At 45.7% G+C, this 14,943-nt stretch carries 14 protein-coding genes and 1 rRNA gene (1 of these 15 only partly in view); all 15 read left to right on the forward strand.

Features of this window, described 5'->3' with window-relative positions:
• Positions 1-46: 46 nt before the first annotated feature.
• Positions 47-2,038, forward strand: a complete 1,992-nt coding sequence (ftsH, locus tag NAF01_RS00410) for an ATP-dependent zinc metalloprotease FtsH (RefSeq protein ID WP_250801538.1) — start codon at positions 47-49, stop codon at positions 2,036-2,038.
• Positions 2,039-2,497: 459 nt separating this feature from the next.
• Positions 2,498-3,277, forward strand: a complete 780-nt coding sequence (locus tag NAF01_RS00415; RefSeq protein WP_163145274.1) for a type III pantothenate kinase — start codon at positions 2,498-2,500, stop codon at positions 3,275-3,277.
• Between the two features lie 157 nt (positions 3,278-3,434).
• The gene (gene hslO, locus NAF01_RS00420) at positions 3,435-4,313 is read left to right on the forward strand and encodes an Hsp33 family molecular chaperone HslO (protein ID WP_250801539.1); all 879 of its coding nucleotides are present in this window, start codon (positions 3,435-3,437) and stop codon (positions 4,311-4,313) included.
• Between the two features lie 157 nt (positions 4,314-4,470).
• Complete coding sequence (locus NAF01_RS00425) at positions 4,471-5,337, forward strand: peptidyl-prolyl cis-trans isomerase (protein WP_222501570.1); 867 nt, start codon at positions 4,471-4,473, stop codon at positions 5,335-5,337.
• A 195-nt stretch (positions 5,338-5,532) separates the two neighbouring features.
• Positions 5,533-6,462: a cysteine synthase A gene (gene cysK, locus NAF01_RS00430; RefSeq protein WP_197212400.1), complete on the forward strand. Its 930-nt coding sequence runs from the start codon at positions 5,533-5,535 to the stop codon at positions 6,460-6,462.
• Positions 6,463-6,574: 112 nt separating this feature from the next.
• Positions 6,575-7,990, forward strand: a complete 1,416-nt coding sequence (gene pabB / locus NAF01_RS00435; protein ID WP_197212402.1) for an aminodeoxychorismate synthase, component I — start codon at positions 6,575-6,577, stop codon at positions 7,988-7,990.
• Positions 7,987-8,580: an aminodeoxychorismate/anthranilate synthase component II gene (pabA, locus tag NAF01_RS00440; protein WP_048008791.1), complete on the forward strand. Its 594-nt coding sequence runs from the start codon at positions 7,987-7,989 to the stop codon at positions 8,578-8,580. The genes pabB and pabA overlap by 4 nt, the downstream gene beginning before the upstream one ends.
• A gap of 3 nt (positions 8,581-8,583) precedes the next feature.
• The gene (gene pabC, locus NAF01_RS00445) at positions 8,584-9,441 is read left to right on the forward strand and encodes an aminodeoxychorismate lyase (protein WP_222501566.1); all 858 of its coding nucleotides are present in this window, start codon (positions 8,584-8,586) and stop codon (positions 9,439-9,441) included.
• 11 nt (positions 9,442-9,452) lie between these two features.
• A complete protein-coding gene (gene folP / locus NAF01_RS00450; RefSeq protein WP_250801540.1) occupies positions 9,453-10,289 on the forward strand; it encodes a dihydropteroate synthase in 837 nt (278 codons plus the stop codon).
• Positions 10,282-10,644 carry a dihydroneopterin aldolase gene (gene folB, locus NAF01_RS00455; RefSeq protein ID WP_048008794.1) on the forward strand — a complete coding sequence of 121 codons (363 nt, stop codon included), beginning with the start codon at positions 10,282-10,284 and terminating at the stop codon, positions 10,642-10,644. Before folP ends, folB begins: the two co-directional genes overlap by 8 nt.
• The gene (folK, locus tag NAF01_RS00460) at positions 10,641-11,168 is read left to right on the forward strand and encodes a 2-amino-4-hydroxy-6-hydroxymethyldihydropteridine diphosphokinase (protein ID WP_197212413.1); all 528 of its coding nucleotides are present in this window, start codon (positions 10,641-10,643) and stop codon (positions 11,166-11,168) included. The genes folB and folK overlap by 4 nt, the downstream gene beginning before the upstream one ends.
• Positions 11,120-11,335, forward strand: coding sequence for a helix-turn-helix domain-containing protein (locus tag NAF01_RS00465; protein WP_048008796.1), 216 nt, complete (start codon positions 11,120-11,122; stop codon positions 11,333-11,335). Before folK ends, NAF01_RS00465 begins: the two co-directional genes overlap by 49 nt.
• 37 nt (positions 11,336-11,372) lie before the next feature.
• Positions 11,373-12,374, forward strand: a complete 1,002-nt coding sequence (gene dusB / locus NAF01_RS00470; RefSeq protein WP_163145266.1) for a tRNA dihydrouridine synthase DusB — start codon at positions 11,373-11,375, stop codon at positions 12,372-12,374.
• 200 nt (positions 12,375-12,574) lie between these two features.
• Positions 12,575-14,074 (forward strand): lysine--tRNA ligase, encoded by a 1,500-nt coding sequence (gene lysS / locus NAF01_RS00475; RefSeq protein ID WP_197212430.1) that lies wholly within the window; start codon positions 12,575-12,577, stop codon positions 14,072-14,074.
• 364 nt (positions 14,075-14,438) lie between these two features.
• Positions 14,439-14,943, forward strand: a 16S ribosomal RNA gene (locus NAF01_RS00480) (it continues 1,045 nt past the right edge of the window).

Here is a 14,943-nt window from a genome sequence, read left to right on the forward strand (position 1 = left end):
ATGATACTATACACTATAGTTTGTTTACCGTGGGAGGAGGTAAGGGATGAATCGGATCTTCCGGAATACCATCTTTTATTTATTAATATTTTTAGTCATTATTGGAGTTGTCAGCTTCTTTAACGGCAACAATGAACCAACGGAGCACATCTCTTATAATAAATTTGTTGATCACTTGGAAAGCGGCGATATTACGTCCATTTCCCTTCAGCCTGAGAGAGGTGTTTTTGAAGTACGGGGTCAGCTTGAGGGATATGAGGAAGGCAAATACTTCCTGACTTATATCATGAACAATGATAATATCCTTGACCGTGTCGATCAATTAGCCCAGACATCGGATGTCGATGTGATGCCGGCTAAGGAAACAAGCGGCTGGGTTACATTCTTTACGTCAATCATTCCCTTCATCATCATCTTCATACTATTCTTCTTCCTGCTGAACCAGGCGCAGGGCGGAGGCAGCCGTGTGATGAACTTCGGCAAAAGCAAAGCCAAGCTGTATGATGAAAGCAAAAAGAAAGTGCGCTTTAAAGATGTTGCAGGCGCCGATGAAGAAAAGCAGGAGCTTGTTGAGGTCGTTGAGTTCCTTAAAGACCCGCGCAAGTTTGCTGAATTGGGAGCAAGAATTCCTAAAGGGGTTCTTCTTGTAGGACCTCCGGGAACAGGTAAAACCTTGCTTGCACGGGCAGCTGCCGGTGAAGCGGGCGTTCCGTTCTTCTCTATAAGCGGTTCTGATTTCGTTGAAATGTTCGTCGGTGTGGGTGCTTCCCGTGTCCGCGACTTATTCGAAAATGCGAAAAAGAACGCGCCTTGTATTATTTTTATCGATGAAATTGATGCTGTAGGGCGCCAGCGTGGTGCCGGCCTAGGCGGCGGACATGATGAACGCGAGCAGACCCTTAACCAGCTTCTCGTTGAAATGGATGGATTTGGAGCAAACGAAGGAATTATCATCGTTGCTGCCACTAACCGTCCGGATATTCTTGACCCGGCATTATTGCGTCCGGGACGTTTTGACAGACAGATTACAGTTGACCGCCCGGATGTAACAGGTCGTGAAGCTGTACTTAAAGTACACGCACGCAATAAACCTCTTGATGAGAGTGTCAACCTAAAGGCTATTGCACAGCGTACACCTGGTTTCTCAGGAGCAGACTTAGAAAACTTATTGAATGAGGCGGCCCTTGTCGCAGCCCGTCGAAATAAGAAAAAGATAGACATGACAGATTTAGATGAAGCATCAGACCGTGTAATTGCTGGTCCCGCTAAGAAAAGCCGTGTTATTTCTAAGAAGGAAAGAAACATCGTTGCTTTCCATGAAGCAGGTCATACAGTCATCGGTTTAGTGCTTGATGAAGCAGAAATGGTTCATAAGGTTACAATCGTGCCGCGCGGCCAGGCCGGAGGATATGCAGTAATGCTTCCGAAAGAAGACCGCTACTTCCAGACGAAGCCTGAGCTTCTCGACAAAATTGTCGGATTGCTTGGCGGACGTGTGGCTGAAGAAATCGTCTTCGGTGAAGTAAGCACAGGTGCCCATAATGACTTCCAGCGTGCGACAGGCATTGCCCGCCGCATGGTAACCGAATTCGGAATGAGCGACAAGCTTGGACCATTGCAGTTCGGACAGTCTCAGGGCGGCCAGGTATTCCTTGGACGTGACTTCCATAATGAACAGAACTATTCAGATGCAATCGCATATGAAATCGATCTTGAAATCCAGCGCATTATCAAGGAATCATATGAAAGAGCAAGAAAGCTCTTAACAGAAAACCGTGATAAGCTGAATCTGATCGCAAATACATTGCTTGAAGTTGAAACGCTTGATGCGGAACAAATCAAGCACTTATCAGACCACGGCAGACTGCCTGACCGTTCAGCAACTTCCATTTCAACGGATGAAGATGTGAAAGTAAACATCAACATCAAGAAAGAGGATCCTGCTGAAACAGGCGAAATCCCTGAAACAAGGGAAGGCTCAAGCCCCGCAGAAGCGGATGTGCCACCTGCCATCGACGAAGAACGCAAAGACAAATAATAATCGAAAAGCGCCTCTAGGGGCGCTTTTTTTTTGCCGGAAAACATCAATTCCAAGACCGCCCGGAATTTTCGATTACGCGAAACAACAGCAGTTGTGATATGATGTTTTCAGTGAAAAAATAAGGCTGTATTCGTAAGGTTTGTTGTTATTTGGGCATGTAACTTAATTAGACCTCTGAGTTGATTGGAGCGGAAGGCACTTGATCCTCGAAAATGCTGACGCATTTCCTTCGTGCGGTGTTCAATCGAGGAAGCCTATTCAATGTCCTGCGGGAGGAGAGGGAAGTGTGAGACCCCGCAGGCGAAGCCGAGGAGGCTCGCATTCCTCCCCGCGGAAAGCAAGTGCAAGTGCCTGGAGCGGAGATCAACGGGCTGAGTTCATAGGCAAAAAACAATAATCTTTGAAAAAGAGCCAAAAATAAAACTTCATTTAAATAATCATAAAGTGGTGAGAATGTTGATCTTTGTTTTCGACGTAGGGAATACGAATATCGTTCTGGGTGTCTATGACCAAGATGAATTAAAGCATCATTGGCGAATTGAAACCAACCGGAATAAAACAGAAGATGAATATGGAATGATTGTGAAGTCTCTGTTTGAGCATGAGAATCTTTCCTTTTCAGATATAGATGGCATTATCATTTCCTCAGTGGTGCCGCCAATCATGTTTTCGCTTGAAAGAATGTGCCAGAAATATTTCCATGTGAAGCCTCTTGTTGTAGGTCCTGGCATCAAGACAGGCTTAAACATCAAGTATGATAACCCGAGAGAAGTGGGGGCAGACCGCATCGTCAATGCTATAGCGGCCATTCATGAATATGGAAGCCCGTTAGTTATTGTCGATTTTGGGACAGCCACTACCTATTGCTATATCAATGAAAATAAACAATATATGGGCGGCGCCATTGCCCCGGGAATCGGGATTTCAACAGAGGCTCTTTATTCCCGTGCAGCGAAGCTTCCACGAATAGAAATTGCCCGTCCTGATCATATTGTCGGCAAAAATACAGTATCTGCCATGCAGGCGGGAATTCTTTATGGTTACGTCGGCCAGGTGGAAGGTATAGTAAAAAGAATGAAAGATCAGGCAGATGAAAAGCCGACTGTCATTGCCACGGGAGGCCTTGCGGGGCTCATCGCTCAAGAGTCGGATATCATCGATGTTGTGGATCCATTTTTAACTTTAAAGGGCCTGCAGATTATTTATAAACGAAATATGGAGAACATAAAAAAATAGTAAGCTTAAAAAGCTGCTGCTAATAAAGCAGTTTCTCTGAAAGATAACAAGGATTTAAACTTTGAACTTCGAAAATTGTCTAGCGCAAGCAGCCTGCCCCCCTGAGGGTATTGGGGGTGGGCAAGGCGCTTGCGCTTTTCGTGGAAAGGAGCAAAAAATGAGCGATTATCTAGTAAAAGCACTTGCATATGATGGACAAGTCCGTGCCTATGCATCTTGCACTACCGAAACAGTTGGAGAGGGCCAGCGCAGACATTATACATGGCCAACTGCGTCAGCTGCTTTAGGAAGAGCCATGACGGCAGGCGTGATGATGGGTGCCATGCTGAAGGGCGATAACAAACTGACGATCAAAATCGAAGGCGGCGGCCCAATTGGGGCCATTCTGGTAGACAGCAATGCAAATGGAGAGGTTCGCGGATATGTAACAAACCCGCAGACGCACTTCGACCTTAATGAGCAGGGCAAGCTTGACGTGCGCCGTGCGGTCGGCACTGAAGGGACCCTGACGGTCGTGAAGGACATTGGAATGAGAGAACACTTCACAGGACAGGTTCCGCTGGTTTCGGGAGAACTTGGGGAAGATTTCACTTATTACTTCGTTACTTCTGAACAGGTTCCTTCATCCGTTGGAGTGGGGGTTCTCGTTAATCCTGATAACTCTATTCTTGCTGCTGGAGGATTCATTCTTCAGCTTATGCCGGGAACAGATGAAGAGACGATTACTTTAATTGAGAACAGACTGAAAGAAATCCCGCCTGTATCCAAATTGATTCAGCAGGGCTTAACGCCTGAAGAGCTATTGGAAACGATTCTTGGCAAAGATAATGTGAAGTTCCTCGAGAAGCTTCCAGTATCCTTCACTTGCACATGTTCAAAAGAGCGTTTTGCCAATGCGATTATCAGCCTCGGTGAAGACGAAATCCAGCAGATGATCGATGAAGACGGCCAGGCTGAAGCTTCCTGCCACTTCTGCAACGAGAAATATCATTATACAAAAGAAGAACTGGAAGAATTAAAAAACGAAGTAAAGTGATAAAATAAGCGTTTGCCGGTCTCCTAAAAGTCTGCCCTTTAGGCCGGGGCCAAACGCTTTTGTTTTTTGAACTTAGAGAAATGTCCAGCTTCAGTGCCTGCCTCCTCGATTGTCGAGGAGGGGATGGTGCTTGCGCTTTTCTTAGGGGGAGGAGCACTTGGAAAAGAGACAGCTTTTAATGATCATTGCCGGTTTAGTGTTACTGAATCTTATCACATTAGCCTTTTTGCTTTTTAAAGGCGATGGCAGCAGGGAAGCAGTAGCCAAAATCGGCGGAGAAAAAATCACTCGCCAGGATTGGATGAGTGAGATGGAAACGAAGTACGGAAAAAGCACCTTAAGCGAATTAATTGATCAGAAGGTCATTGAAGAAGCCGGGGAAAAATACGGGGTGAAAATCTCTGATAAGGCAGTAGACCTTGAGCTGAAAATGGTCAAGACGATGTATGGCGGCAATTTCACTGATGAGATGAGTGAAGACAAATGGCGCAGGCAAATCAAGAACAATCTTATTCTTGAAGAGCTGCTGACGTCTGATGTCTCTGTCTCAGAAGAGGAAATGAAGAGCTATTATGAAGAGAACAGCAGCCAATTTCATATTCCTGACACCTATCACATCTCTCAAATCATTGTAAAAACAAAAGAAGAAGCAGAACAGACAGTGAAGGAGCTGGAAGAAGGCTCCAGCTTCTCTGTGCTGGCGATGGAGCGATCCATTGATGAATTCACTGCCAACCTTGGGGGAAATGCAGGGTATGTCAGTGAAGATGATGAGCACATACCGGCAGAAGTACTGGAACAGGTCAAAGACCTGAAGCCCGGCAAATGGACTAAACCGGTTAAAACAGAAGATGGCTATGCTGTTGTCATGCTTCATGAGCATTTAAAGGGAGAAAAGTATTCCTTTAAAGAGGTAAAGAACATGATTCGCCGCCAGATAGCTCTTGAGCAGATGGATGTTCCTGTCTCTGCCAAGCCATTTTGGAAAGAGACGGATGTGGAATGGTTTTACGGTGAGCAGTAAATATAAAAACACGGAGCGAATTCCGTGTTTTTTTCTGCATAAATTGAGTATCATGAATAGAGATGGGTACTTATCTATAATGACAAAAGTATGAATTTTCTTTTAAATGGCAGTCAAATTCATTGACATTCCCATTGGAAATTGGTAAATTTAGATTAAACCAATAAAAATAGTCGGAAATAAGGAGTGGGGAAAATGGTACGTGTAGCAAATTCAATTTCAGATCTTGTTGGCCATACGCCAATTGTGAAACTAAACCGTCTAGTTGATGATAATAGCGCAGATGTTTATCTAAAATTGGAGTACATGAATCCGGGGAGCAGCGTAAAAGACCGTATTGCCCTGGCAATGATTACGGCTGCAGAGAAAGATGGAAGTCTTAAACCAGGTGATACCATCATTGAACCGACAAGCGGAAATACAGGAATTGGATTAGCGATGATTGCCGCAGCCAAAGGCTATAAAGCCGTTCTTGTGATGCCGGAGACAATGAGTATGGAGCGCCGCAATCTGCTGCGTGCTTACGGGGCTGACCTTGTCCTCACACCTGGACCGGAAGGAATGGGCGGTGCGATCCGCAAGGCGGAGGAGCTGGCAAAGGAACATGGCTATTTCGTTCCTCAGCAGTTTGAAAACCCTGCGAACCCTGAAGTTCACCGTTTAACAACTGGACCTGAAATTACAGAGCAAATGGGCGACCAGCTGGATGCCTTCATTTCCGGAATCGGAACAGGCGGAACCATTACAGGAGCCGGCCAGGTGCTTAAAGAAAAATATAAAAACATCAAAATTTACGCAGTGGAGCCAACTGATTCACCTGTCCTATCAGGCGGAAAGCCGGGCCCGCATAAAATCCAGGGCATTGGAGCGGGGTTTGTACCGGATACACTGGATACAAAGATTTATGATGAAGTAATCCAGATTGCGAACGATGAGGCATTTAATTATGCCCGCCGTGCGGCCAAAGAAGAAGGTATCCTTGGAGGAATTTCCTCCGGTGCGGCGATCAGTGCGGCACTGAAGGTCGCTAAAGAGCTTGGCAAGGGCAAAAAAGTTCTGGCCATTCTCCCAAGTAACGGCGAACGTTATTTAAGTACTCCTTTATACCAATTTGAAGCTGAATAATTGATAAGACAGCGGTCTCTGATGGCCGCTGTTTTTTGTGTAATAAAAATTATGAAAGCATGCCCCGTATCATGTATGATGAAAAAAGAGAAATATATAGGGGTGACTTTTAGTGAAGCATCTTCAGATCCATGCAAAAAAAATACCATACACATATAACCGGTTTTTCCGCACATACCGCTCGCTGTCTGAGGGATTGCCGCATCATGTTTTACTTGAAAGCGGACGGGGCGGCAGGTACAGTATTGCAGCTTTTGAGCCGGAAGCCATTTTAACAGGCAAAAATTCACAGCTTGAAATCACTGCAGACGGGGAAAAGCAGGTGCTCGAAGGCAACCCCCTTCACCTGATGCAGGAATGGCTGAATCAATATAATGCAGATAAGCTTGAAGAACTTCCTGACTTTCAGGGAGGTGCAATCGGGTTCATCAGCTATGACTACGCACGATATATCGAAAAGCTCCCAGATGAAGCCCGGGATGATCTGCAAATACCTGATATCCACTTTTTTATTTATAAAGATTGCTTTGTCTTTGATCATGAAACGGAACAGCTCTGGCTTCTATTCTTATATGAAAAAGGGGAAGAGCACTCGATCGAGGAACGGGCAGATAATTGGGAGCAGAGATGGAAGAATGAGAGCGGAGAGCCTTCTAAGAAAGCCGGATACAGACCGGCAGAACAAACACTTGGTGTATCCATGAACGAAGAAGAATTCCAGTCTGCTGTCCGAAGTGTTCAGGGTTATATTTCACAGGGAGATGTCTTTCAGGTGAATCTTTCGGTACGACAAAGCCGCCCGATACATATACAGGCTATGGATGTATACGAGCAGCTGAGGGTGTTAAATCCCTCTCCATACATGGGGTATTTCCATACACCTGCATACCAGCTTGTGAGCGCATCGCCTGAGCTGCTGATTAAGAAAAAAGGAAACACCGTCAGCACGCGGCCGATTGCCGGGACAAGATCCCGGGGGAAGGATCATGAGGAGGACCTCAAGCTCGCCAGTGAACTGATTGAAAATGAGAAAGAGCGTGCAGAGCACGTAATGCTGGTTGACCTGGAGAGAAATGACCTGGGCAGAGTCTGCGAATATGGGACAGTTGAAGTGGATGAGTTCATGGTCATTGAAAAATACTCACATGTGATGCATATCGTTTCCAATGTAAAAGGCGAGCTGGCAGAAGGCAAAAATGCAGTTGATATCATTGACGCTGTATTTCCCGGGGGAACGATTACGGGTGCCCCTAAGGTGCGCACCATGGAAATCATTGAAGAGCTTGAACCGGTCACAAGGGGACCATACACCGGCTCTCTTGGCTGGATCAATTTCAGCGGTGATCTTGAGCTGAATATCATCATCCGCACCATGCTCGTGAAAGATGGACAGGCCCATGTGCAGGCAGGTGCAGGCATTGTTATTGACTCTAATCCGAAAAATGAATACAAAGAGTCGCTGAAAAAGGCAATTGCTCTTTGGAAAGCAAAAGAACTCGCAGAACAGGCAAAAGGGGATCAGCTATGATTTATATGATCGATAATTATGATTCTTTTACGTATAATCTCGTACAGTATCTCGGTGAATTAGGCGAAGAGCTAGTTGTCAAAAGAAACGATGAAACATCGATTTCTGAAATAGGCAGTATGCAGCCGAAGTTCCTGATGATCTCTCCGGGTCCGTGCAGCCCGAATGAAGCAGGCATCAGCCTGAAAGCCATTGAAGCTTTTGCAGGCAAAATCCCGGTCTTTGGCGTTTGTCTTGGACATCAGTCAATTGCTCAAGTATTCGGAGGCGATGTGGTGCAGGCAGAGCGTCTGATGCATGGAAAAACCTCTGACATTTTTCATGATGGAAAGTCTATATTTAAAGACCTGCCCAACCCTTTTCCTGCTACCCGCTACCATTCGCTGATTGTCAAAAAGGAAACACTTCCTGAATGTCTTGAGGTTTCAGCATGGACAGCTGAGGGAGAGATTATGGCCATTCGCCATAAGGAATTGCCTGTAGAAGGTGTCCAATTCCACCCTGAGTCAATTATGACCACGGCCGGAAAGGAACTCCTTCAGAATTTTATTCAGCATTACAAAGCTTCACTGCAGGCAGAGGGGCTGTAAACCTTGTATATTTATATGAATGGGGAAATTGTCAGGAAAGAGGAGGCCAGGATCTCTCCTTTTGATCATGGCTTTTTATATGGAATGGGGCTGTTTGAGACGTTCCGTGTCTATAATGGGCATCCCTTTTTATTGGACGATCATCTGGAGAGGCTGAACCGAAGCCTTAAAGCGATAAATATCGAAGCATTTTATACCAGGGAACAGGTGCTCGCAGCGCTGGATATGCTGCTCGGAAAAAACGGATTCCATAATGCCTATATCCGGATGAATGTGTCAGCGGGTAACGGGGAGATTGGCCTGCAGACAGATTCGTACAAAAACCCGAATACGATTATTTTCTGCAAACCGCTTCCGCCAAGAAGTGCAAGCGCAGAAAAGCAGGCAGTGATGCTTGAGATTCCCCGCAATACACCTGAAGGGGCCGAACGTCTGAAGTCCCACCATTATTTAAATAACATTCTGGCTAAAAAGGAAGCGGGGGACGATCCAGGCATAGAAGGGATCTTCCTGACCAGGGATGGCTACCTGGCAGAAGGAATCACTTCGAACTTATTCTGGATTCGTGATGGCCATTTATTTACCCCGTCTCTTCATACCGGCATACTAAACGGCATTACCCGGGAATTTGTAATCAGGCTTGCCGGAAAGATGGGGATGAATGTGGAGGAAGGCCTGTACAGACCAGAAGCTGTAAGAGATGCGGATGAAGTTTTTGTCACGAACTCCATCCAGGAAATTGTGCCAATCTCCTCGTTTGACGGCCATTCAATGCCAGGGTTATCCGGGAAGAAAACATCGGAGCTCCAGATGCACTATGAAAACAACTGTGAACACTTATGGAGCAGGAATGAACTGTAGGAGGATTCAGAATGTCTAAAACAACAATTCAGTGTGGGCCATATACGCTAGATTACGGGAAGAAAACCATTGTAATGGGAATTTTAAATGCAACGCCTGACTCCTTTTCGGATGGCGGCAAATACTGTCATCAGGATCTGGCCGTCAAGCGTGCTTTGGAGATGGTTGAAAACGGAGCAGATATCATCGATGTCGGCGGAGAGTCAACCCGTCCGGGATTCGATCCGGTATCTGCAGATGAAGAGCTGAGACGTGTTCTTCCTGTTATCGAGGCAATTTCAAAAGAAGTGGATGTTCCGATATCCATTGATACCTATAAAGCTGAAGTCGCCAGGCAGGCCATTGAAGCCGGGGCCCATATCATCAATGATGTATGGGGAGCCAAAGCGGATCCTGAAATGGCATCAACCGCAGCGGAAACGGGAGCGCCGATCATCTTAATGCATAACCGCAAGGATATGGAATACACATCCTTTTTCCGTGATGTTATGAATGACCTGTACGAAAGCATTGCGCTTGTAAAGTCTGCAGGTGTTAAAGACGAGAATATTATCCTTGACCCGGGCATCGGCTTTGCTAAGGACTTGAACTATAATCTCGAAATGATGAGGGATTTGGATAAGCTTGTGGCCATCGGGTATCCTGTTCTGCTTGGCACATCGAAGAAGCGGATGATCGGAACCATTCTGGACCTTCCGGTTGAGGAGCGGACAGAAGGAACGGGAGCGACGGTTTGCTACGGCATCCAAAAGGGCTGCCAGATGATCCGCATTCATGATGTAAAGGAAATGAGCCGAATGGCTAAAATGATGGACGCTTTAATGGGAAAAGGTGAATACAATGGATAAAATTTATGTGAACCGAATGGAGTTTTATGGCTACCATGGTGTTTTTCCGGAAGAAACACGCCTTGGCCAGCGCTTTGCTGTAGATCTTACTGTCGAAGCAGACCTGAAAAAGGCGGGGGAAACCGATAATCTTGATGACTCCATCAACTATGGCGAGCTGTATGCAGTGTGCAAAGAGGTTGTGGAAGGGGAGCCCTATAAGCTGGTTGAAGCTGTAGCAGAAAAGCTGGCAGCAGAACTACTTTCCCGGTTCCCGCTTATTTTGCAGCTGACGGTCAAAGTGATCAAGCCTGATCCGCCTATTCCCGGCCACTATCAGTCGGTAGCCGTCGAGATTACGAGAGGCAGATCATGAGGAACACCGCTTTTATTGCGCTTGGCTCAAATATCGGAAGCCGGTTTGACCACTTGAAGAAAGCAGTTGAGATGATTGATCAGCTTCCGCAAACCCAAGTGGTAAATACTTCATCTGTTTATGAAACAGATCCGGTCGGTTATGAAGATCAAGAACAATTTCTGAATATGGCAATCCAAATTTCTACCGGCTTAGATCCTTTTGAATTGCTGGATGCGTGCCTTGATATCGAATTGAAACTTGGGAGAAAAAGGGAAATCCATTGGGGCCCGCGGACAATAGACCTTGACATTTTGCTGTATAGTCACGAAAATATTGAAACAGAGAAGCTAATAGTTCCTCATCCTCGGATGCATGAAAGAGCGTTTGTCCTTGTTCCTCTTTTAGAGGTTGATTCCAGCATCAGGCTTCCGAAGATGGAGCGGCCTTTAATTTCAATACTGGAAGATATACCTGACAGAGAGGGAGTACGGATATGGAAGCAGAAAAATGGGGAAGACGTATTCGCGCTTTTCGAAAGCTAAAAGGATTTACACAAGAAGGATTTGCAAGAGAGCTCGGTGTATCGGTTTCAATTTTAGGTGAAATTGAAAGAGGAAACCGCATGCCTGCACCGGCTTTAATCGAGCAGATCGCTCAGGCGCTTAAAGTGACACAGGAAGAATTGGCTCCCAGACAGGAGCAGGATTAATATATAAGTTTGAATAATTACAGAGGGAGGTGCAATTATGTTCAAAATAGGTGATATCGAGCTGAAAAACCGTGTGGTACTGGCTCCAATGGCCGGAGTATGCAATTCCGCTTTCCGTCTGACTGTGAAAGAATTCGGTGCCGGTCTTGTATGTGCTGAGATGGTCAGCGACAAAGGCATTGTCCTCCAGAACGAAAAGACGATGAACATGCTTTATATTGATGAAAGAGAAAAGCCGCTAAGCCTGCAGATTTTCGGAGGCAAAAAAGAGACGCTTGTAGAAGCGGCGAAATTTGTAGATCAAAATACGAATGCGGATATCATCGACATTAACATGGGCTGCCCTGTCCCTAAAATCACCAAATGTGATGCGGGTGCCAAGTGGCTGCTTGACCCGGATAAAATTTATGAAATGGTTTCTGCTGTAACAGCCGCTGTTGAAAAGCCGGTTACCGTAAAAATGCGGATGGGCTGGGATGAAGATCACATCTACGCTGTTAAAAACGCTCAGGCGGTTGAGCGCGCTGGGGGCAAAGCTGTAGCCCTTCACGGCCGGACGCGCGTCCAGATGTATGAAGGTCAAGCGAACTGGGATATTATCCGCGAAGTAAAGCAGAACATTAACATTCCGCTAATCGGAAATGGTGATGTGGAAACACCTCAGGATGCCAAGCGCATGCTGGATGAAACAGGCTGTGACGGTGTCATGATCGGACGGGCTGCACTGGGGAACCCATGGATGATTTACCGTACAGTCAAATACCTTGAGACGGGTGAATTAATGGGCGAGCCTTCTGTACGAGAGAAGATGGATGTGTGCATCCTCCATTTGGACCGCCTGATTTCATTAAAGGGTGAACATATCGCTGTACTCGAAATGCGAAAGCATGCTGCATGGTACCTGAAAGGAATCCGCGGCAATGCGAAGGTCCGCAATGGAATCAATGAATCCAATACAAGAGAAGAATTGGTGGGCGTTCTTAACGCTCTTGTCATTGATGCAGAAGAAAAAGAAAGAAGCCAGATACAGGCTGTATAACTGCGTAAAGTTTGACAGGCTGACATTCTTTGCCTATAATACTTTTGATAAATGGAAACTGCCAGTGCATGAACTGGCAGTTTTTATTCTATTTAACTATTTAGGATGTCTGATTTGCCAGCATTGTGTAAAATAATAGAGATATACATTTTTGAAGGACCGCAGAATTGTGCGTACATAAAAAGATTTACAAAATGGAGATGATTTCAGTGAGCCAGAGTCATGAAGAATTAAATGACCAGTTGAAAGTAAGACGCGAGAAAATGAGCAGCTTGCGCGAACAGGGAATGGATCCTTTCGGGAAACGTTTCGACCGTTCACACCAAAGCAATGAATTAATTGAGCATTACGGTGAGCTTGAGAAGGAAGAAATTGAGGAAAAGGATATTTCTGTTACACTGGCAGGCCGCATTATGACAAAGCGCGGAAAAGGGAAAGCCGGATTCGCCCATGTACAGGATCTATCAGGGCAAATTCAAATCTATGTCCGCAAAGATGCTGTTGGAGAAGAAAGCTACTCCATCTTCGAAACTGCTGACCTGGGAGATATTGTCGGGATCAGCGGCAAGCTCTTTAAAACAAAAGTAGGCGAACTGTCTGTTAAAGCGGAAGAATTTGTCCTTCTGACTAAATCCCTGCGTCCGCTGCCGGATAAGTTCCACGGGCTGAAGGACGTTGAGCAGCGCTACCGTCAGCGTTACCTGGATCTCATTATGAGTGAGGAAAGCAAAAAGACTTTCGTCACGAGAAGCCGCATTATCCAATCCATGCGCCGCTACCTTGACAGCCATGGCTACCTTGAAGTTGAAACACCTATGATGCATTCCATTGCAGGGGGAGCATCTGCACGTCCATTTATCACTCATCATAATGCGCTGGATATGGAACTCTATATGCGTATCGCGATCGAGCTTCATCTGAAGCGTCTGATTGTGGGCGGCCTTGAAAAGGTATATGAAATTGGCCGGGTATTCCGTAATGAAGGTGTTTCTACACGGCACAATCCTGAATTCACTATGATTGAATTATACGAAGCATATGCTGACTACAGAGATATCATGAGCCTGACTGAAAACCTTATTGCCCATATCGCTCAAGAGGTGCTTGGAACAACTACTGTGCAATACGGCGAGTACGAAGTGGATTTAAAGCCTGAATGGAAAAGGCTTCATATGGTAGATGCCATTAAGGAATACACTGGGGTAGACTTCTGGAAAGAAACAAGTAAGGAAGAAGCCCAGCAGCTTGCGAAGGAGCATGGTGTTGAAATCAAAGACAATATGGAATATGGTCATATTGTTAATGAATTCTTCGAGCAGAAGGTTGAAGAGAAATTGATTCAGCCGACATTCATCTTTGGACATCCTGTTGAAATCTCGCCGCTTGCGAAGAAAAATGACGAAGACCCGCGCTTTACTGATCGTTTTGAATTATTTATTGTAGCCCGTGAACATGCAAATGCCTTCACTGAGCTGAATGATCCAATTGATCAGCGCGAACGCTTTGAAGCACAGCTGAAAGAACGTGAAGAGGGCAATGATGAAGCTCATATGATGGATGATGATTTTATTGAAGCTCTTGAATACGGCATGCCGCCAACAGGCGGACTGGGCATCGGAATCGATCGGGTTGTCATGCTGCTGACAAATTCACCTTCTATTAGAGATGTACTGTTATTCCCGTTAATGCGTCACCGTTAAAATATTATAAAACAAGGCAGAGTACAATGCGTGCTCTGTCTTTTTTCTTTTATAGAAGGAATACAAAAAAATGCGATTTCCGGGGCAGAATAATGGGAATATTTTTTCTTTCTTTTTTACGTATAAAAAAGATAAAAACATATTGCATGTTGTCCTGTGAGGTGATATATTTATATTCGTTGCTGCAAGACAGCGACTTACAAAAAAAGATTCTAAAAAAAGTTATTGACTCAGATGATTGAATCTGATAAGATAATAAAGTCGCCCTTGAGCGACGGATTGATCTTTGAAAACTGAACGAACAATACGTCAACGTTTAAATCATTAGTCTTTTTCGAAAAGACAAACGAGCTTAATCAACTCTTATATGGAGAGTTTGATCCTGGCTCAGGACGAACGCTGGCGGCGTGCCTAATACATGCAAGTCGAGCGGACTTCAGGGAGCTTGCTCCCTGAAGTCAGCGGCGGACGGGTGAGTAACACGTGGGCAACCTGCCTGTAAGACTGGGATAACTCCGGGAAACCGGGGCTAATACCGGATAACTCTTTTCCTCACATGAGGAAAAGCTGAAAGATGGTTTCGGCTATCACTTACAGATGGGCCCGCGGCGCATTAGCTAGTTGGTGAGGTAACGGCTCACCAAGGCCACGATGCGTAGCCGACCTGAGAGGGTGATCGGCCACACTGGGACTGAGACACGGCCCAGACTCCTACGGGAGGCAGCAGTAGGGAATCTTCCGCAATGGACGAAAGTCTGACGGAGCAACGCCGCGTGAGTGATGAAGGTTTTCGGATCGTAAAACTCTGTTGTCAGGGAAGAACAAGTACCGGAGTAACTGCCGGTACCTTGACGGTACCTGACCAGAAA

The sequence above is a fragment of the Cytobacillus firmus genome (assembly GCF_023657595.1).
Taxonomy (GTDB): Bacteria; Bacillota; Bacilli; order Bacillales; family Cytobacillaceae; genus Cytobacillus; species Cytobacillus firmus_B.